The 19,431-nt window shown below is 69.3% G+C and carries 19 protein-coding genes; 14 read left to right on the top strand and 5 right to left on the bottom strand.

The window, feature by feature from the left end; all coding sequences use genetic code 11:
• Nucleotides 1-78: 78 nt before the first annotated feature.
• Entirely contained in the window at nucleotides 79-351 is a 273-nt protein-coding gene (locus BLT78_RS19940) for a TfoX/Sxy family protein (protein WP_090351690.1), read from the top strand.
• Between the two features lie 104 nt (nucleotides 352-455).
• Entirely contained in the window at nucleotides 456-1,253 is a 798-nt protein-coding gene (locus tag BLT78_RS19935) for a Crp/Fnr family transcriptional regulator (protein ID WP_090351688.1), read from the top strand.
• Between the two features lie 240 nt (nucleotides 1,254-1,493).
• On the opposite strand, the gene BLT78_RS19930 is transcribed toward BLT78_RS19935, so the two are convergent.
• Genes BLT78_RS19930 through BLT78_RS19920 form a run of 3 tightly spaced genes read right to left on the bottom strand, consistent with a single transcriptional unit; the run spans nucleotide 1,494 to nucleotide 4,204 of the window.
• On the bottom strand, nucleotides 1,494-2,384 hold the full coding sequence (locus tag BLT78_RS19930) for a ChaN family lipoprotein (RefSeq protein WP_090351686.1): 891 nt from the start codon (nucleotides 2,382-2,384) through the stop codon (nucleotides 1,494-1,496).
• Between the two features lie 12 nt (nucleotides 2,385-2,396).
• Nucleotides 2,397-3,164 carry a heme ABC transporter ATP-binding protein gene (locus BLT78_RS19925; protein ID WP_090351684.1) on the bottom strand — a complete coding sequence of 256 codons (768 nt, stop codon included), beginning with the start codon at nucleotides 3,162-3,164 and terminating at the stop codon, nucleotides 2,397-2,399.
• Nucleotides 3,164-4,204: a FecCD family ABC transporter permease gene (locus BLT78_RS19920; RefSeq protein ID WP_090351683.1), complete on the bottom strand. Its 1,041-nt coding sequence runs from the start codon at nucleotides 4,202-4,204 to the stop codon at nucleotides 3,164-3,166. The genes BLT78_RS19925 and BLT78_RS19920 overlap by 1 nt, the downstream gene beginning before the upstream one ends.
• Before the next feature lie 116 nt (nucleotides 4,205-4,320).
• On the opposite strand from BLT78_RS19920, the gene BLT78_RS19915 reads away from it, so the two are divergent.
• Nucleotides 4,321-4,638 (top strand): Rieske (2Fe-2S) protein, encoded by a 318-nt coding sequence (locus tag BLT78_RS19915; protein WP_090351681.1) that lies wholly within the window; start codon nucleotides 4,321-4,323, stop codon nucleotides 4,636-4,638.
• A gap of 31 nt (nucleotides 4,639-4,669) precedes the next feature.
• Here BLT78_RS19915 and sfsA read toward each other — a convergent pair whose 3' ends face one another.
• Nucleotides 4,670-5,386, bottom strand: a complete 717-nt coding sequence (gene sfsA, locus BLT78_RS19910; protein WP_090351680.1) for a DNA/RNA nuclease SfsA — start codon at nucleotides 5,384-5,386, stop codon at nucleotides 4,670-4,672.
• The gene (locus tag BLT78_RS19905) at nucleotides 5,376-6,557 is read right to left on the bottom strand and encodes a pyridoxal phosphate-dependent aminotransferase (protein ID WP_090351678.1); all 1,182 of its coding nucleotides are present in this window, start codon (nucleotides 6,555-6,557) and stop codon (nucleotides 5,376-5,378) included. The genes sfsA and BLT78_RS19905 overlap by 11 nt, the downstream gene beginning before the upstream one ends.
• Nucleotides 6,558-6,751: 194 nt before the next feature.
• Between BLT78_RS19905 and dksA the strand changes: the two genes are divergently transcribed.
• The 11 genes from dksA to pgi all read left to right on the top strand — a co-directional run bounded on the left by dksA (nucleotide 6,752) and on the right by pgi (nucleotide 19,367).
• The gene (dksA, locus tag BLT78_RS19900) at nucleotides 6,752-7,192 is read left to right on the top strand and encodes an RNA polymerase-binding protein DksA (protein ID WP_090351676.1); all 441 of its coding nucleotides are present in this window, start codon (nucleotides 6,752-6,754) and stop codon (nucleotides 7,190-7,192) included.
• 101 nt (nucleotides 7,193-7,293) lie between these two features.
• Nucleotides 7,294-8,181, top strand: a complete 888-nt coding sequence (gene gluQRS / locus BLT78_RS19895; protein WP_090351675.1) for a tRNA glutamyl-Q(34) synthetase GluQRS — start codon at nucleotides 7,294-7,296, stop codon at nucleotides 8,179-8,181.
• 85 nt (nucleotides 8,182-8,266) lie between these two features.
• Entirely contained in the window at nucleotides 8,267-8,443 is a 177-nt protein-coding gene (locus BLT78_RS19890; protein ID WP_043244475.1) for a hypothetical protein, read from the top strand.
• A complete protein-coding gene (locus BLT78_RS19885; protein WP_090351673.1) occupies nucleotides 8,427-11,381 on the top strand; it encodes a sensor histidine kinase in 2,955 nt (984 codons plus the stop codon). The genes BLT78_RS19890 and BLT78_RS19885 overlap by 17 nt, the downstream gene beginning before the upstream one ends.
• A 155-nt stretch (nucleotides 11,382-11,536) precedes the next feature.
• Nucleotides 11,537-12,937, top strand: a complete 1,401-nt coding sequence (locus BLT78_RS19880) for a sigma-54-dependent transcriptional regulator (protein ID WP_090351671.1) — start codon at nucleotides 11,537-11,539, stop codon at nucleotides 12,935-12,937.
• Between the two features lie 625 nt (nucleotides 12,938-13,562).
• Nucleotides 13,563-14,957, top strand: coding sequence for a polynucleotide adenylyltransferase PcnB (locus BLT78_RS19875; protein ID WP_090351670.1), 1,395 nt, complete (start codon nucleotides 13,563-13,565; stop codon nucleotides 14,955-14,957).
• 6 nt (nucleotides 14,958-14,963) lie between these two features.
• Nucleotides 14,964-15,464: a 2-amino-4-hydroxy-6-hydroxymethyldihydropteridine diphosphokinase gene (folK, locus tag BLT78_RS19870; RefSeq protein ID WP_090351668.1), complete on the top strand. Its 501-nt coding sequence runs from the start codon at nucleotides 14,964-14,966 to the stop codon at nucleotides 15,462-15,464.
• Between the two features lie 108 nt (nucleotides 15,465-15,572).
• Nucleotides 15,573-16,367: a 3-methyl-2-oxobutanoate hydroxymethyltransferase gene (gene panB / locus BLT78_RS19865; RefSeq protein ID WP_090351667.1), complete on the top strand. Its 795-nt coding sequence runs from the start codon at nucleotides 15,573-15,575 to the stop codon at nucleotides 16,365-16,367.
• Nucleotides 16,364-17,224: a pantoate--beta-alanine ligase gene (panC, locus tag BLT78_RS19860; protein ID WP_090351665.1), complete on the top strand. Its 861-nt coding sequence runs from the start codon at nucleotides 16,364-16,366 to the stop codon at nucleotides 17,222-17,224. Before panB ends, panC begins: the two co-directional genes overlap by 4 nt.
• A gap of 13 nt (nucleotides 17,225-17,237) precedes the next feature.
• Entirely contained in the window at nucleotides 17,238-17,618 is a 381-nt protein-coding gene (panD, locus tag BLT78_RS19855) for an aspartate 1-decarboxylase (RefSeq protein ID WP_090351663.1), read from the top strand.
• Nucleotides 17,619-17,702: 84 nt separating this feature from the next.
• Nucleotides 17,703-19,367, top strand: a complete 1,665-nt coding sequence (gene pgi / locus BLT78_RS19850) for a glucose-6-phosphate isomerase (protein WP_090351662.1) — start codon at nucleotides 17,703-17,705, stop codon at nucleotides 19,365-19,367.
• Nucleotides 19,368-19,431 lie beyond the last annotated feature (64 nt).

Below are 19,431 nucleotides of genomic sequence, written 5' to 3'. Positions count from 1 at the left end.
GACTGCCCCGCACTCGCGACTTCGCCAGCGCCGTCTAGACTTTTCGCTAGACGGCCGGTGAGCCGCGGGGTGGGGGCGATGAGCGACGAACTGCTGCAACTGAAGAACCTGGGCAAGACCTCGGCCCTGTGGCTGCACGCCGTCGGCATCCACAGCGCCAGCGAGCTGCGCCGCCGCGGTGCGGTCGCTGCCTACCGGGCCGTGCTCGCCCGCGGCTTCAACGCTTCACGAGTCCTGCTCTACTCCATCGAGGGCGCCCTGCTCGACATCCACTGGAGCGAGCTGCCCGACGAGCACAAGGCACGACTGCTCGAGCAGCTCGCCGCCGGCGAGCCACGCAACAAGAGCTAGCTCACAACCTCCACCGCCATCAATTTACCTGCAGCGGGCAAAACCTTTATTGTCTGCGGGCGCTTGGCGTCATTATTCGACCTGCTCCTCAAGGAATCGCGCCCATGTACCTCACCGGCGAGCACCCGGCCTATGCCGATCAACTGATCAACCACCTGCAAAGCCTGCCCGGACAACTCCTGGAGGGACTGGAGCCGGCAGGTCCATCGCTGGAAATCGCCAATCGGCAGGACGTCCTGGCGGAGCTGCCGGCCGACCAGCTGTTCTTCATCGAGAGCGGCCTGCTGCAGGCCGAGATAGACGAGCGTCCAGTGTTCTTCCTCAGCGAGGGTGACCTGCTCGGCCTGCGCCAGGGGCTCGAGTCCCCCGCCTGCCGCTACAGCTGTGACGAACGGGTGCGCCTGCGTCCCTACTCGCGCAGTGCGGTGCTCGCCTACATCCACGCCGAACCGCGCCGTCAGGAGCTGTTCACCCAGTATCTGAGCGGCCAGATCTCCCTGCTCGCCGACGCCCTCGCCCGCCTGCGCCAGCCCGAGCTGCGCCCGAACACCGGCTACCAGCACTTCGCCGCCGGCGAGGAGCTGATCCACCAGGGCGACGATGCCGACAACGTGTTCATCATCGTCGAGGGGCACGCCGAGGCCTTCGTCGACGGTCAGCGCGTCGGCGATGTGCAGAAGGATGAGATCTTCGGCGCCATGGCGGTGTTCACCGGCGAAAAGCGCAGCGCCAGCGTCATCGCCAGCGAGCCCTGCACGGTGATGACCATCCCCAAGGAGCAGTTCATCAGCCTGATGCACAGCAACCCGCGCATCGCCCACAGCCTGATCGAAAGCCTGGCCCGGCGCATCCGCCTGCTCAACCAGGAAGTCACCCAGCAGCGCGTCGCGCAGCCCGACTGAACCACCTGAGCGACACAGCAGAAAAGGCGCGCGGAGCCATTCCGCGCGCCTTTTTTGTTGGCCGCTGCCAAGGCAATCGAAAAACGCTTGACTCAAAAATGAGAAGCATTATTATTTAAACCACTGGTCGCGAGGCCAGTGGATAAACGGGAAAGGCGCCAGCCAATCTTCGGTTTATCTCCTCATCAGGCTAAATCACGGTTTCGACCCGGCTCTGCCGGGTCTTTTTTTGTCCGCGATTCAGCGCGTCTTGCCCTGACGCAGGCCGGCACAGTGATCCTGCTCGGGCTGCGCCGGGGTGTACCAGACGAAATCGGCCTGCGCCGAGCTCACCGCCTGCCCCACCTCCGCCAGCTGCAGCACCAGCAGGCCCGCGTTTGCTTCCAGATCGCTCAGGTGCAGCGGCACACCCAGGTCGCGGCGCACGTGGTAGCCGCCGGCCAGCAGGACGGCCGGCAGCGGCGCGGCCAGCAGGCGCTCGGCCATGCGTCGGTCGCGCTGCTGCTGCACAGCCAGCATCGCCGGCAGCTGCTCCTCTGGCAGCAGCCGGCAGTGCGCCTCGCGGATCTGCGCGCGCAGCGCCTCCTGCACGCTCGGCGCCGTCGAGGCCGTCCCCGCGAGCGACAGCGGTGCACGGTAGATATGGCCGATCTCGTCGCGGTCGAGATTGGCCGCCAGCAGCGGCTCCGGTTGGGCCACGGCATGGCGCAGAAGCGCGCCGTACATCGCCCAGTCCCAGCCCTTCTGCCAGGCCAGCGCCGCCGGCAGGTCGGCCGGCCATGCGCCGCGCCGCACCTGCGCTCGCACGGCGTCGACTCGCACCTGCTGGTCGGGATTGAGCATTTCCAGCAGCAGGGCTCCCGGCTGACGCTCGCGCGCCAGGGCCTGCAGCAGCCACAGCTGCAGGGCATGGTGATCGGGGTTGTCGTGCTGCTCGCCAATCAGCAGCCGCGGAGCCGGCGCCAGGCGCGCGACCAGCTGCGCCGAAGTCAGCCGCTCGCCACTGCGCAGGTCGAGGATCACGCCCTGATCGGCATGCTGCCGTCCCTGCGGGCTCTGCCAGGCCGGCAGCGGCGGCAGGCTGTGACAGGCGGCCAGCAGGGCCAGGACGCAGAGCAACAGAACACGCATCGACGAATCTCCTCAGCGCACGATGATCAGGGGATGCCCCCGTTCGGGATGGCTTTGCACCAGCACCTCGAGGCCGAACACCGCCTCGATCGACGCCGGCTGCAACACCTGTTGTGGCGTGCCGAGGGCCTGGCTCCGGCCGGCTACGAGCAGCAACAGGCGATCGCAGTAGCGCGCGGCCAGGTTGAGGTCATGCAGCACGGTCAGCACCGCCACGCCGCGCGCGGCCAGCCGGCGCACGGCCTGCAGGATGGCGTGCTGATGCAGGGGATCGAGCATCGCGGTCGGCTCGTCGAGCAGCAGCACCTGCCCCGCACGTCCCGGCCACAGCTGCGCCAGGACCCGCGCCAGCTGCACGCGCTGACGCTCGCCGCCGGACAGCGCCAGATAGCTGCGCCCGGCCAGGTGAGCGATATCCGCGGCAGCCAGCGCTGCGGCGACCACTTCGGCATCGTGCACCTGCCCCGTGGCATGGGGCAGACGGCCCATGGCGACCACTTCCTCGACGGCGAACGGAAAACTCAGGCTCGGGCTCTGCGGCAGCACCGCCAGCCGCTGCGCCCTGTCGCGCCCGGGCCAGGCCTCCAGCGCGCGGCCATCCAGCAGCACCCGCCCGGCCGCCGGCGGCAGTTCGCCGCTGAGGGCGGCGAGCAGGCTGCTCTTGCCCGCACCGTTGGGTCCCAGGACGCCGAGCAGCTCGCCGGGGCGCAGCTCGAGATCGATCTCGGCCAGCACGGCGCAGGGGCCACGCCGCACCGCCAGACGCTCCGCACGCAGCATCACAGGCGCTCCCGGCTCAGCAGGTAGAGGAAGAACGGTGCGCCGAGCAATGCCGTGAGCGTGCCGATCGGCAGCTCCGCCGGCGCCAGCAGCAGACGCGCCGCCAGATCGGCGAGCAGCAGCAGGGTGGCACCGGCCAGGGCGGCCGCCGGCAGCAGCCGGCGATGGTCGGGACCGGTGAGCAGGCGCACCAGATGCGGCACCACCAGGCCGACGAAGCCGATCATCCCGGCCGCCGCCACCGCAGCGCCGACGCCGAGGGCGACGCACAGCACCAGCTCGCGTTTCAGGCGCTCGACATCGAAACCGAGATGACGCGCCTCCGACTCGCCGAGTAGCAGCGCATTCAGCGCCGCAGCACGCCGCGGCAGCCACAGCGCCACCAGCAGGCACACCGGCAGCAGCGGCCACAGGCGGGCGTAGCTGGCACCATTGAGGCTGCCCAGGTTCCAGAAGGTCAGGCTGCGCAGGGTGGCGTCGTCGGCCAGGTAGCTGCACAGGCCGATGACGGCACCCGCCAGGGCGCTGACGGCGATGCCGGCCAGCAGCATGGTCGCCACCCGCGTCTGCCCCTCGCGCCGGCCCAGGCGGTAGACCAGCGCGGTGACCAGCAGGCCGCCGGCGAAGGCGCAGGCCGACAGCAGCCAGGGCGCCAGCCAGGCCGCCGGTTGCCAGCCGAGCAGGCTGCCGCCGACGATGGCCAGCGCCGCCCCCAGCGCCGCGCCGCTGGAGACGCCGATCAGGCCGGGATCGGCCAGTGGATTGCGGAACAGCCCCTGCATCGCCACCCCGGCCAGCGCCAGCACCGTGCCCAGCGCAATCGCCAGCAAGGCGCGCGGCAGGCGGATCTGCCCGATGATCAGCTCGGCCTGCTGCAGCCCGCTGCCGTCCAGCGGCAGGCCGACCAGGCGCAGCAGCGCGCGCAGACTGTCGCCCGGCGACAGGCCGACCGGTCCCAGCGTCAGCGCCAGGCAGAAAGCCAGTACGAGGGCGAAGCCCAGCAGGGGCAGAAGCAGGGAGCCACGGAGAGGAAGGTTCATGGATCGCAGCAGGGTCGGCAAATGACGCGCAGCATAGCAGGCTGACAGCGGCGCTCGCGCGCCCTGGCGGTCACCTGCGCTGCGGGGGATAATCGCGGCGAGACGAAGGAGATCCCATGCAGCGACTGTGCAGCAGCGACGAACTGAGCGAAGGCGACAGCCGCGGCTTCCCCCTGAACGGCGGCAGCGTTCTGCTGGTACGGCGCGACGGTCGGGTGTACGCCTACCGCAACCGCTGTCCGCACCGCGGCATTCCCCTCGAGTGGCAGCCCGACCAGTTCCTCGACGTCAGCGGCAGCCTGATCCAGTGCGCCACCCACGGCGCCCTGTTCGTCATCGAGTCCGGCGAGTGCGTGGCGGGCCCCTGCGCCGGCGAAAGCCTGGTCGCCCTGGCCACTCGCGAACAGGACGGCGCCATCTGGATCGCGGGATAGGGCGCGCCAGATCCGGCACGACACGCCCCGCTCAGCCGCCAGGCAGGATGACCTCCAGACGCCGCGCCAGCCGTATCCCCTGCGGCGACAGCTCGGCGCCATAGGCCAGTACCTCGACCCCCGCCGCCACCGCCGCCTGCAGCTCCTGCGCGTAGTGCGGATCGATCTCCGCCGCCGCCCGCACCGCCGCGATGCCGCTGAGGTTCACGCAGTACAGCTGCACCGCACGCACGCCGCAGCGCGCCAGGGCGGCCAGCTCGCGCAGGTGTCTGGCGCCGCGCGCGGTGCGCGCGTCGGGAAAGGCCGCCACCGGAGTGCCATCGAAGCCCAGGGTCACGCTCTTGACCTCGACGTAGGCGGCACCAGCGGGGTAATCCAGGCGAAAGTCGACGCGGCTGTTCTCCGCGCCGTAGCGCACCTCGCGCTGCAGCGCGGTGAAGCCGGCCAGCTCGACGATGACGCCGGCGCGCAGCGCCTCCTCGACCAGCGCATTGGCCCGTGCGGTGTTGACGCAGGCCAGGCGCCCCTGCGGGGTCTCACTCAGCTCCCAGGTACCCGGCAGCTTGCGCTTCGGATCATGCGAGCGGCTGAACCATACCCGTCCGCCCGCGGCCATGCAGTTGAGCATCGAGCCGGTGTTGGCACAGTGGATGGTCAGCGTCTCTCCCGCGGGCGTCTCGATGTCGGCGAGGAAGCGCTTGTAGCGCCGCAGCAGACGGCCCTCCTCCAGCGGCGGATCAAAGTGCATCGGGGCGCCAGCTCTGCAGGCCGCGCGCGATGCGTTCCACCGCCTCCTCGAGGCGCGGCAGGCTCTGGGTGTAGGCGAAGCGCACGTGGCGGTCGGCCAGGTGATGACCGAAGTCCAGTCCCGGGGTGAAGGCAACGTGCTCGGTTTCCAGGAAGTGCCGGCAGAACGCCTGCGCATCGCCGCCGAACGCCGAGATGTCGGCGTACAGATAGAAGGCGCCCTGCGGCTCGACGGCAATGGTGAAGCCCAGGTCGCGCAGGGCCGGCAGTAGATAGTCACGGCGGCGCGCGAACTCGGCGCGGCGCGCCTCGAGGATGGCCAGAGTCTCCTCCTCGAAGCAGGCCAGCGCGGCATGCTGGGCCAGGGTCGGTGCACTGATGTAGAGGTTCTGCGCCAGCTTCTCCAGCTCGGGCACCGCCGCCGGCGGTGCCACCAGCCAGCCCAGGCGCCAGCCGGTCATGCCGAAGTACTTGGAGAAGCTGTTGAGCACGAAGGCCTCGTCGTCCACTTCCAGCACGCTGGGCGCGTCCAGCCCGTAGGTCAGACCGTGGTAGATCTCGTCGACCAGCAGATGACCGCCACGCGCGCGCAGCGCCGCCGACAGCGCCGCCAGCTCCGAACGACTCAGCACCGTGCCGGTGGGATTGGCCGGCGAGGCGAGCAGCGCGCCGACGCTGCCTGCGTTCCAGTGCCGCTCGATCAGCTCCGGGGTCAGCTGGTAGCGCGACTCCGGCCCCACCGGCACCAGCTGCGCGTCGCCCTCGACCAGGCGCAGGAAGTGGCGGTTGCACGGATAGCCCGGATCGGCGAGCAGCCAGTGCTTGCCGGGATCAACCAGCAGGGCCGCGGCCAGCAGCAGGGCGCCGCTGCCACCGGGGGTGATGAGGATGCGCTCGGGGTCTATGCTGAGGCCATGGCGGCGGGCGTAGAAACCGGCCAGCGCCTCGCGCAGCGCCGGCAGGCCGCGCGCCGCGGTGTAGCGGGTATGCCCGGCGGCCAGCGCCGCCTGACCGGCGCGCACGATGGGCTCGGCGGTGGTGAAATCCGGCTCGCCGATCTCCAGATGGATGACGTCATGACCGGCGGCCTGCAACTCGTGAGCCCGCGCCAGCAGGGCCATGACGTGGAAGGGAGCGATGGCGCGGCTGCGCGCGCTGAAGGACGGAGCCATACGGCCCTCCGTGACTGGGCAAAAAGCGATTCTAGCCAACTGGCGCGCCCTGGTGCAGAGAGCGTGACCCTCGGGGTAGCGTCCTCACCGCGATTCTGGTAGGTTCGCCCGCTTGCAACCGCAGGCCCGGCTAGAATGCCGCTAATGGACACAACCTGCGCACGGGATTAGCGAACGTGAGAGGCGGACATAACATGCCGACCAATACCCAAGACAAAAGCACCCAGATCCGCAGCTTCGAACCCTACCAGGAGACCCCCGGCGAGGAATACATGGGCGACAAGATGCGCGCCCACTTCACCGCCATTCTCAACGGCTGGAAGAAGCAGCTGATGGAGGAAGTCGACCGCACCGTGCACCACATGCAGGATGAGGCCGCCAACTTCCCGGACCCTGCCGACCGCGCCAGTCAGGAAGAGGAGTTCAGCCTCGAACTGCGCACCCGCGATCGCGAGCGCAAGCTGATCAAGAAGATCGACGAGACGCTGCAGCTGATCGAGGACAACGACTACGGCTGGTGCGAGTCCTGCGGCGTCGAGATCGGCATCCGCCGCCTCGAGGCACGGCCGACCGCCACCCTGTGCATCGACTGCAAGACCCTCGCGGAAATCAAGGAAAAGCAGCTGGGTTCCTGACCCGCAACGGGGCGCCACGGCGCCCCGCGCTGTTTCTGGCCCCCGCCGACACGTGCGGCAGGGGCCGCTGTCGCCCCGCCCTGCCAGTCGAACGCCCGCCGATGAGCCCAGCCACCGCCTACACCGGCCGCTTCGCCCCCACCCCCAGCGGCTACCTGCATTTCGGCTCGCTGGTCGCCGCCCTCGCCTCCTGGCTCGACGCCCGCGCCGCCGGCGGCCGCTGGCTGCTGCGCATGGAGGATCTCGATCCGCCCCGCGAGGTCCCCGGTGCCCAGGACGCCATCCTGCGCGCCCTGGAAACCTACGGACTGGAATGGGACGGCACGGTGCAACGGCAGAGCGCCCGTCATGCGGCCTATGCCGCGGCGGTCAACGACCTGCTGGCACGTGGCCTGGCCTATCCGTGCACCTGCTCGCGCAAGCAGCTCGAGGGCCAGACGATCTACCCCGGCACCTGCCGCGACGCCGGCCGGCCACTGGCCGATGCCGCCATCCGCCTGCGCGTGCCGGATGCCGAGTACCGCTTCGTTGACCGGGTGCAGGGCGCCTTCGCGCAGAACCTCGCCCGCGAGGTCGGCGACTTCGTGATCCGTCGCCGCGACGGCTTGTTCGCCTACCAGCTGGCGGTGGTGCTCGACGACGCCTGGCAGGGCGTCACCGACATCGTGCGCGGCGCCGACCTGCTCGACTCCACGCCGCGCCAGCTGTACCTGCAGGAACTGCTCGGCCTGCCGCAGCCGCGCTACCTGCACATTCCCCTGCTGCTGCAGCCGGACGGCCACAAGCTGGGCAAGTCTTACCGCTCGCCGCCACTGCCCGCCGATCGGGCGCCGGCACTGCTCAGCCGCGCCCTGCGCGCGCTCGGCCAGCGGCCGCCCGAGGAACTGGCGCAGGCCGGGGTCGGCGAGGTTCTGGCCTGGGGCACGCGGCACTGGAATCCCGCCGCCATCCCGCGGCAGACCGCCCTGCCCGAAGCCGAGGTGCGGTAACAGCACCCTCCCGGGATTGTTACCGCGTGCTTCTGCTTCGCCCCCGCCTCCGCTACCATCCGGTCATCGAACAACGAGGTCTCCCATGTATATCTACCGGCTGGTCCTGCTCCTGGTGGTGGGGATCTATCTGTTTTCCCCGGCCATCATGGACTGGTGGATCGACCCCAATGGCGCCTGGTACCGGCCGTACCTGCTCTGGCTGATCCTCATCGTCGTGGCCTTCATCCTGCAGAGCCAGCGCGATGCCGACGAGCTTTAACCTGACCCACCTGCTGCTGATCAGCGCCGGCTACCTGCTGGTGCTGTTCGGCGTCGCCTGGCTGACCGAGCGCGGCGCGGTACCGCGCGCCCTGGTGCGCCACCCGCTGGTCTACATCCTGTCGCTCGGCGTGTACGCCAGCGCCTGGGCCTTCTACGGCGCGGTCGGCCTGGCCTACCAGTACGGCTACGGCTTCCTGGCCATCTACCTCGGCCTGTCCGGCGCCTTCCTGCTCGCCCCGGTACTGCTCTACCCGATCCTGCGCCTGACGCGCACCTACCAGCTGTCCTCGCTGGCCGACCTGTTCGCCTTCCGCTTCCGCAGCACCTGGGCCGGCACCCTGACCACCCTGTTCATGCTGGTCGCCGTGCTGCCGCTGCTCGCCCTGCAGATCCAGGCGGTCGCCGACAGCATCGCCATCATCACCGGCGAGCCGACTCGCGAGCGGGTGGCCCTGGGCTTCTGCGCCCTGCTCACCCTGTTCACCATCCTGTTCGGTTCGCGGCGCATCGCCACCCGCGAGCGCCACGAGGGACTGGTACTGGCGATCGCCTTCGAGTCGCTGATCAAGCTGTGCGCCATGACCGCCATCGGCCTGTACGCCCTGTACGGCGTGTTCGAGGGGCCGGCCGGCCTCGAACAGTGGCTGCTGCAGAACCAGACCGCGCTGACCACCCTGCACACCCCGCTGCAGGAAGGCCCCTGGCGCACCCTGCTGCTGGTGTTCTTCGCCGCCGCCATCGTCATGCCGCACATGTTCCACATGGCCTTCGCCGAGAACCTCAACCCGCGCGCGCTGGCTACCGCCAGCTGGGGCCTGCCGCTGTTCCTGCTGCTGATGAGCCTCGCCGTGCCGCCGATCCTGTGGGGCGGCCTCAAGCTCGGCGTGGCCACCAGCCCGGAATACTTCACCCTCGGCATCGGCCTCGACGTCGGCAATCCCTGGCTGGTGCTGGCCGCCTACATCGGCGGCCTCGCCGCCGCCAGCGGCCTGGTCATCGTGGTCACCCTGGCGCTGTCGGGGATGGCCCTCAATCACCTGGTGCTGCCGCTCTACCAGCCGCCGGCCGAGGGCAACATCTACCGCTGGCTGAAGTGGACGCGCCGCGCGCTGATCGCCGCGATCATCGCCGCCAGCTACGGCTTCTACCTGCTGATCGTCTCCGATCAGGAACTGTCGCACCTGGGCACCGTGTCCTTCGTCGCCACCCTGCAGTTCCTGCCCGGCGCGCTGTCGGTACTGTACTGGCCGAGCGCCAACCGCCGCGGCTTCATCGGCGGCCTGCTGGCCGGCGCCACGGTGTGGATCCTGACCATGCTGCTGCCGCTGATCGGCGAGGTGCCGGGCTTCTACCTGCCGCTGCTCAACCTGGTCTACGTGCTCGATGACACCAGCTGGCACCTGGCCGGGATCGCCTCGCTGGCGGTCAACGTGCTGGTGTTCACCCTGGTGTCGCTGTTCACCGAGGCCAGCGTCGAGGAGCAGAGCGCCGCCGAAGCCTGCGCGGTGGACAACGTGCGGCGCCCGCAGCGCCGCGAACTGGTCGCCGCCTCGCCCCAGGAGTTCGCCAGCGAGCTGGCCAAACCGCTCGGGGCGCGCACCGCCCAGCGCGAGGTGGAGCAGGCCCTGCGCGACCTCGGCCTGCCCTTCGACGAGCAGCGTCCCTACGCCCTGCGCCGCCTGCGCGACCGCATCGAGGCCAACCTGTCCGGCCTCATGGGGCCCAGCGTCGCCCAGGACATCGTCGAGAACTTCCTGCCCTTCAAGGCCGGCGGCGAAACCTACGTCACCGAGGACATCCACTTCATCGAGAGCCGCCTGGAAGACTACCAGTCGCGCCTGACCGGCCTGGCCGCCGAACTCGACGCGCTGCGCCGCTACCACCGGCAGACCCTGCAGGAGCTGCCGATGGGGGTCTGCTCGCTGGCCCAGGACCAGGAAATCATCAAGTGGAACCGAGCCATGGAGGAGCTCACCGGCATCGAGGCGCATCGCGTGGTCGGCTCACGCCTGGCCACCCTGCCCGAACCCTGGCGCGAACTGCTCACCGCCTTCATCGAGGCGCCCGACGAACACCTGCACAAGCAGCGCCTGTCCCTCGACGGCCAGACGCGCTGGTTCAACCTGCACAAGGCGGCAATCGACGAGCCGCTGGCGCCCGGCAACAGCGGCCTGGTGCTGCTGGTCGAGGACCTCACCGAAACCCAGTTGCTGGAGGACCGCCTGGTCCACTCCGAACGGCTGGCGTCGATCGGCCGCCTGGCCGCCGGGGTGGCCCATGAGATCGGCAACCCGGTCACCGGCATCGCCTGCCTGGCGCAGAACCTCCACGAGGAGCGCGCCGGCGACCCCGAGATCGCCGAGACCGCCGAGCAGATCATCGAGCAGACCAAGCGCATCACCCGCATCGTCCAGTCGCTGATGAGCTTCGCCCACGCCGGCGGTCGCCAGCAGAGCAGCGAGCCGGTGTGCCTGGCCGACGCGGCGCGCGAGGCGATCAGCCTGCTGTCGCTGAACCGCGACTACGACGTGCACTACTTCAACCTGTGCGACCCGCAGCACTGGGTCGAGGGCGACGCCCAGCGTCTCGCCCAGGTGCTGATCAACCTGCTGTCCAACGCGCGCGACGCCTCGCCCCACGGCGGCGCCATCCGCGTGCGCACCGAGGCCGGCGAGCACACCGTCGACCTGCTGGTCGAGGACGAGGGCCCGGGGATTCCCCGCTCGATCGTCGAGCGCCTGTTCGAACCTTTCTTCACCACCAAAGACCCCGGCAAAGGGACCGGCCTGGGCCTCGCACTGGTCTATTCGATCGTCGAGGAGCATTATGGACAGATAACCATCGACAGCCCGGCAGACCCGGAAAACCAGCGTGGTACGCGCTTCCGGATCACCTTGCCGCGCTTTGGCGGCCACATGGCTGCCGACACCCCGTGAAGCCGATGGACACTGCAACCGCACCGGGCGGGCGCCAGAGCGCTCCCTTCCGGTCGGTCCGCCGCCCGCTTCGGGCGCATCCGCAAAGCCGTCCGCAGAGACCGGCGCAGACAGTTTCCAGCCGCTTCCGAGTACGTCGCGAGAGCTGAACAGACATGGCACACATCCTCATCGTCGAAGACGAAACCATCATCCGCTCGGCACTGCGTCGCCTGCTGGAGCGCAACCAGTACCAGGTCAGCGAGGCTGGCTCGGTACAGGAGGCGCGCGAACGCTACAGCATCCCCGGCTTCGACCTGGTGATCAGCGACCTGCGCCTGCCCGGCGCGCCGGGCACCGAGCTGATCGGCCTGGCCGAAGGCACCCCGGTGCTGATCATGACCAGCTACGCCAGCCTGCGCTCGGCGGTCGACTCGATGAAGCTCGGCGCCATCGACTACATCGCCAAGCCGTTCGACCACGACGAAATGCTCCAGGCGGTGGCGCGCATCCTGCGCGAGCGCCAGACCCGCACCGTGGCTCCGCCCAGCCCCGCCGCCGAGGTCGCCAGCCCGGCCGCCGCAGCCCCCAGCACCGACATCGGCATCATCGGCCAGTGCGCGGCGATGCAGGATCTGTACGGCAAGATTCGCAAGGTCGCGCCGACCGACTCCACCGTGCTGATCCAGGGCGAGTCCGGCACCGGCAAGGAGCTGGTGGCGCGCGCCCTGCACAACCTGTCGCGGCGCGCCAAGGCGCCGCTGATCTCGGTGAACTGCGCGGCGATTCCGGAGACCCTGATCGAGTCGGAGCTGTTCGGCCACGAGAAGGGCGCCTTCACCGGCGCCACCGCCGGACGCACCGGCCTGGTCGAGGCGGCCGACGGCGGCACCCTGTTCCTCGACGAGATCGGCGAGCTGCCGCTGGAGGCCCAGGCGCGCCTGCTGCGCGTGCTGCAGGAGGGCGAGATCCGCCGGGTCGGCTCGGTGCAATCGCAGAAGGTCGACGTGCGCCTGATCGCCGCCACCCACCGCGACCTGAAGAACCTGGCCAAGAACGGCCAGTTCCGCGAGGACCTCTACTACCGCCTGCACGTCATTTCCCTGCGCCTGCCGGCGCTGCGCGAGCGCGAGGACGACGTGCTGGAGATCGCCCGGGTGTTCCTGGCCCGCCAGTGCGCGCGCATGGGCCGCGAGCCGCTGCAGTTCTCGGCCGAGGCGCTCAAGGCGATCCGCCACTACAACTGGCCGGGCAACGTGCGCGAACTGGAGAACGCCATCGAGCGCGCGGTGATCCTCTGCGAGGGCACGAGCATTCCGGTCGACCTGCTCGGCATCGACGTCGAGCTGGAGCTGCCCGAGGACTTCGCCGCCGACCTGCCACCGCTGCCGGCCGGCAGCGAGCCCGCCGAGAACCTGTCGCTGGAGGACTACTTCCAGCACTTCGTCCTCGAACACCAGGACCACATGACCGAGACCGAACTGGCACGCAAGCTCGGCATCAGCCGCAAGTGCCTGTGGGAACGCCGCCAGCGCCTGGGCATCCCGCGGCGCAAGTCGGGGGCCGCCACCGACTGAGGTGTTACCCCACCGCCGGCACGTAACAGCAGCCGGGTTCCCCGGTAACGGGAATCCGGCTTTTTTGTGCCTGCCCGCCGCCACCACAACACGCCAAGTTACTGATTTAAAAGTAATTCAATAAATTGGCACGATAGGTGCTTGGTTATTCTCACAACAAAAACAAGAACGCCGAACCAACACAACAAGAACAAGACGCATCGACTCCAACAGAACAAGAACAACAGGGTGGAGGCGCAGCAAACTGATCGTTTTGGAGAGGACCAGCGCGACGAGGGCATGCCTCGACCGGCCGAGAACAATAAAACTGCCAGCAGGCAGCGGCCCGAACCGGTAGGCGACTGATCAGCGTCCAAAGCAATCCGTTTGTTCCTAGATCCCGACCTGGGATCGGCACCGGATCCACGCATCCGGGCGGGTCAACGACAAGAACAACAAGCCCGCAAGACCAACAAGAACAAAGCACGACCAGACACTTGAAGGGGGAGCCTCGGCTCCCCCTTGTGCTTCCCGGCCTGCCAGCCCGTCCCCCTCCCCGCGTTCACCATCCCCGCCGGCCAGTGCTAGAATCCGCCTCCATTGTCCAGGCGCCGCCTGTTCCTGCCCATCCGGTAACCAGTCACCCATGCTGAAGAAGCTGTTCCAGACCCTGCGCTCTCCCCTGCGCCGCACCCGGGCCGTCCGCACCACGCCGGAGGTGCTCGGCAACCGCCAGCACCCGCTGCGCCGCGAGCAGATCAGCCGCAACGCCGTCTCCGTGGTCGAGCGCCTGCAGAAGGCCGGCTACAAGGCCTATCTGGTCGGCGGCTGCGTGCGCGACCTGCTGCTGGGCATCGAGCCCAAGGACTTCGACGTGGCCACCAGCGCCACCCCCGAGCAGGTGCGCGCCGAGTTCCGCAACGCGCGGGTGATCGGCCGCCGCTTCAAGCTGGTCCACGTGCACTTCGGCCGTGAGATCATCGAGGTGGCGACCTTCCGCGCCCACCACTCGCAGGGCGAGGACGACGAGGACAGCGCCCAGGCCTCGCGCCACGAAAGCGGCCGCATCCTGCGCGACAACGTGTATGGCAGCCAGGAAGACGACGCCCAGCGCCGCGACTTCACCATCAACGCGCTGTACTACGATCCCAACAGCGAGCACATCCTCGACTACGCCCACGGTGTGCACGACATCCGCAACCGCCTGGTACGCCTGATCGGCGTGCCCGAGCAGCGCTACCTCGAGGATCCGGTGCGCATGCTGCGCGCGGTGCGCTTCGCCGCCAAGCTCGGCTTCGACATCGACAAGCACAGCGCCGAGCCGATCCGCCGCCTGGCCCCGCTGCTCAACGACATTCCCGCCGCGCGCCTGTTCGACGAGGTGCTCAAGCTGTTCCTCGCCGGCCAAGGCGTGCGCACCTTCGAGCTGCTCTGCGACTACGACCTGTTCGCTCCGCTGTTCCCGGCCAGCGCCGCCGCGCTGAAGGCCGATCCGGAGTACGCCGGCGCGCTGATGCGCCAGGCGCTGGCCAACACCGACGAACGCATCCGCCTCGGCAAGCCGGTGACCCCGGCCTTCCTGTTCGCCGCCCTGCTCTGGCCGGCCCTGCCGGCTCGCGCCGCCGCGCTGCAGGCGCGCGGCATGCCGGCGCTCCCGGCGCTGCAGGAGGCCGCCCACGAGGTGATCAGCGAGCAGTGCCGGCGCACCGCCATCCCCAAGCGCTTCACCCTGCCGCTGCGCGAGATCTGGGACATGCAGGAGCGCCTGCCGCGCCGCCAGGGCAAGCGCGCCGACCTGCTGCTGGAGAATCCGCGCTTCCGCGCCGGCTACGACTTCCTGCTGCTGCGCGAGAGCGCCGGCGAGGAAACCGGCGACCTGGGCGAGTGGTGGACGCACTACCAGGACGCCAGCGACAGCGAACGGCGCAGCATGATCCGCGCCCTCAGCGAGGGCGAAGGCCGCGACAAGGCACCGCGCAAGCGCCGGCGCAGCCCGCGCAAGCGGCGCAATGACAGCCCCAGCGGCCAGCCGCAGGAGTAACCGTCGATGGCCCGCGTCTATATCGGTCTAGGCAGCAATCTCGCCGAGCCGCGCCGCCAGCTCGAGGCCGCCCTCGGCGCCCTTGCACAGCTGCCGCGCTGCCGGCTGGTCGCGGTGTCCTCGCTGTACGCCAGCGACCCGCTCGGCCCGCCGGACCAGCCGCGCTACGTCAACGCCGCCGCCGCGCTGGATTGCGAGCTCGCCCCGCTCGAGCTGCTCGACGCCCTGCAGGCCATCGAGCGCGAGCAGGGCCGCGAGCGCAAGGCCGAGCGCTGGGGGCCGCGTACCCTGGACCTGGACATCCTGCTGTTCGGGGACCTGCAACTGGACGAGGAACGCCTGACCGTGCCGCACTATCATATGCACGCGCGCGCCTTCGTCCTCTATCCGCTGGCCGAGATCGCTCCCGAGCTGCGCCTGCCGGACGGCCGCCCGCTGCACGAGCTGCTCGCCGCCTGCCCGTTCGTCGGCCTCGAGCGTCTCGCCGACGCGACGTCCGCGGGCTGAGCACGGGACCAGTGGGAAAGCCGCGCAATTGACTTCACCTGCCCCCATCGGGACTATAGGTAGCCGTTTGCCCGCGCACGCTTGTGGTGCGCCAACGAGGAACTCTTGATGCCTGATGTCACCCTCACCACGCTGCAGGGTCTCAAGCAGAATGGCGAGAAGATCGTCATGCTGACCAGTTACGACGCCACCTTCGCCAGCGCGTCCTGCGCCGCCGGCGTCGAGGTGCTGCTGGTCGGCGACTCGCTCGGCAACGTCCTGCAGGGGCATGACAGCACCCTGCCGGTCAGCGTCGCCGACATGGCCTACCACACCGCCTGCGTCAAGCGCGGCAACCGTGGCGCGCTGATCCTCACCGACCTGCCGTTCATGAGCTACGCCACCGTCGAGCAGGCGCTCGCCAGCAGCGCCGAGCTGATGCGCGCCGGCGCGCACATGGTCAAGCTCGAGGGCGGCGCCTGGCTGGCCGAGACTGTGCGGCGCCTGGCCGACAACGGCATTCCGGCCTGCGTGCACCTGGGCCTGACCCCGCAGTCGGTCAACCTGTTCGGCGGCTACAAGGTCCAGGGCCGCGACGAGGCCCGCGCCCAGGCCATGCGCGAAGCCGCACGCAGCCTCGAGGAGGCCGGCGCGGCGATGCTGCTGCTCGAATGCGTGCCCAGCGCGCTGGCCGCCGAGATCACCCGCTCGGTGCGCATCCCGGTGATCGGCATCGGCGCCGGCGTGGATACCGACGGCCAGGTGCTGGTCGTCCACGACATGCTCGGCCTCAACCCGCGCCCGGCCAAGTTCGTGAAAAACTTCATGGCCGGCCAGACCAGCATCCAGGATGCCCTGGCCGCCTATACCCAGGCCGTCAAGAGCGGCCAGTTCCCCGCCCCCGAACACGGTTTCTCCGCATGATCACCGTCAAGACCGTTCGCGAGCTGCGCGCCGCCGTGGCCCGCGCCCGCAGCGAAGGCAAGCGCATCGCCCTGGTACCGACCATGGGCAACCTGCACGCCGGCCACGCTGCCCTGGTGGCCAAGGCCGCCCAGCGCGCCGACTTCGTGGTTGCCAGCATCTTCGTCAACCCGCTGCAGTTCGGCGCCGGCGAGGATCTCGACAAGTACCCGCGCACCCTCGCCGCCGACCAGGAGAAGCTGCTCGAAGCCGGCTGCAACCTGCTGTTCGCCCCCGGCGTGGAGGAAATGTATCCCGACGGCATGAGCGGTCAGACCATCGTCAGCGTACCGGGCGTCTCCGCCGGCCTGTGCGGCGCCAGCCGCCCCGGTCACTTCGACGGCGTGGCCACGGTGGTGACCAAGCTGTTCCACATGGTCCAGCCCGACCTGGCGATCTTCGGCGAGAAGGACTTCCAGCAGCTGGCGGTGATCCGCAAGCTGGTGCGCGACCTCAACCTGCCGATCCAGATCTTCGGCGAACCGACGGTGCGCGCCGCCGACGGCCTGGCGCTGTCCTCGCGCAACGGCTACCTGGACGACAGCCAGCGCGCCGTCGCACCGCAGCTGTACCGCACCCTCAACCAGCTGGCCGAGGCTCTGCGCGCCGGCGCCAGCGACCACGCCGCCCTGCTGGCCGACGCCAGCGTGCGCCTGCAGGACGCCGGCTTCGTGCCCGACTACCTGGAAATCCGCAACCCGCTCACCCTGCAGCCGGCCAGCAGTGCCGACCGCCAGCTGGTGATCCTGGCCGCCGCCCGCCTGGGCGCTACCCGGCTGATCGACAACCTGCTCGTGGATCTCGACGCCACGGCCTGACGAGGAACCCGCCATGCATAGCATCATGCTCAAAGCCAAGCTGCACCGTGCCCAAGTGACCCACGCCGTACTGGATTACGAAGGCTCCTGTGCCATCGACGGCGAATGGCTGGACCTGGCCGGCATCCGCGAATACGAGCAGATCCAGATCTACAACGTCGACAACGGCGAGCGCTTCACCACCTACGCGATCCGCGCCGAGGAAGGCTCGAAGATGATCTCGGTGAACGGCGCCGCCGCGCACAAGGCCGGCGTCGGCCACCGCCTGATCATCTGCACCTATGCCCAGTACAGCGAGGCCGAGCTGGCCCAGCACAAGCCGCACATGCTGTACTTCCAGCCGGGCAACGAGCTCAGCCATACCAGCCACGCGATTCCCGTGCAGGTCGCCTGAGCCTCCTGACACGCCGTTGCCAAGCCCGGTCCCGTACCGGGCTTGGCGCATCTGCCTCCTGATCACGCTTCTCCGAGTTCGTCGATGGAACACTATCTCAAGCCGCTGGATGCCACCCACCAACCCGCCTGGCAGGCCCTGCGCGCGCAGCGCGAGCGCATGCAGCAGTTCAGCCTGCGCGAGGCCTTCGCCAACGACCCGCAGCGCTTCCAGCGCTACTCGCTGAGTCAGGCCGGGCTGTTCCTCGACTACTCGAAGAACCTGATCGACGACGCCAGCCTGGCCCAGCTGCTGGCGCTGGCCGAGCAGATGAACCTGCGCCAGGCCATCGAGGCGCTGTTCGAAGGCCAGCCAGTCAACGCCTCGGAAAGCCGTCCGGCGCTGCACACCGCGCTGCGCCGCCCGATCGGCGACAAGGTACTGGTCGACGGCGACGACGTGATGCCCGAGGTACACCGCGTGCTCGGGCAGATGACCGAGCTGGTGCAGCGCATCCACAACGGCCTGTGGCGCGGCCACACCGAGAAATCGATCACCGACGTGGTCAACATCGGCATCGGCGGCTCCTTCCTCGGCCCGCAGCTGGTCTCCGAGGCCCTGCTGCCGTTCGCCCAGCGCGGCGTGCGCTGCCACTACCTGGCCAACATCGACGGCAGCGAGTTCCACGAGGTGACCGCCAACCTGCGCGCGGAAACCACCCTGTTCATCGTCTCCTCGAAGTCCTTCGGCACCCTGGAGACCCTGAAGAACGCCCAGGCCGCGCGGCGCTGGGTGCTCGCCCAGGGCTGCAGCGAAAGCGAGCTGCACCGCCACTTCATCGCGGTGTCCAGCAACCGCAAGGCGGCGGTCGAGTTCGGCATCGCCGCGGAGAACATCTTCCCGATGTGGGACTGGGTCGGCGGGCGCTACTCGCTGTGGTCGGCGATCGGCCTGCCGATCGCCCTGTCCATCGGCATGGGCAACTTCAAGGAACTGCTGGCCGGCGCCTACAAGATGGACCGCCACTTCCTCACCGCGCCCTTCGAGCAGAACATGCCGGTGCTGCTGGCCCTGCTCGGCGTCTGGTACGGCGACTTCTGGGGCGCGCAGAGCCACGCGATCCTGCCCTACGACCACCACCTGCGCAATTTCAACCAGCATCTGCAGCAGCTGGACATGGAGTCCAACGGCAAGCGCGTGCGCCAGGACGGCACTCCGGTCGACTGCGGCACCGGCCCGGTGATCTGGGGCGGGGTCGGCTGCAACGGCCAGCACGCCTATCACCAGCTGCTGCACCAGGGCACCCTGATGATCCCGGCCGACTTCATCGTGCCGGTGACCAGCTACCACCCGGTCGCCGACCACCACCAGTGGCTGTTCGCCAACTGCCTGTCGCAGAGCCAGGCGCTGATGTGCGGCAAGACCCTCGCCGAAGCCGAGGCCGAGCTGCGCGCCCAGGGCCTGGCCGAGACCGAGGTGCAGCGTCTGGCGCCGCACAAGGTGATCCCCGGCAACCGGCCGAGCAACACCATCGTCCTCGAGCGGGTCAGCCCGCAGCGTCTCGGCGCGCTGGTCGCCCTCTACGAGCACAAGGTGTTCGTGCAGAGCGTGATCTGGGGTATCAACGCCTTCGACCAGTGGGGCGTCGAGCTGGGCAAGGAGCTCGGCAAGAACCTCTATGGTCGCCTTACCGGCCAGGACGCCAGTCCCGCCGCCGACGGCTCGACCCAGGGGCTGATCGACTACTTCCGCGCCCGCCATCGCGGCTGACCGCAGCCCGGCGACCCGTCCGTACGGCGGGTCGCCCTTGCAGCACACCCGAACCGGGTCCACG

Source organism: Pseudomonas oryzae (assembly GCF_900104805.1).
Lineage (GTDB): Bacteria > Pseudomonadota > Gammaproteobacteria > Pseudomonadales > Pseudomonadaceae > Geopseudomonas > Geopseudomonas oryzae.
The sequence above is the reverse complement of the archived record's forward strand: the minus strand, read 5'-3'. Positions and strand labels throughout refer to the sequence as shown.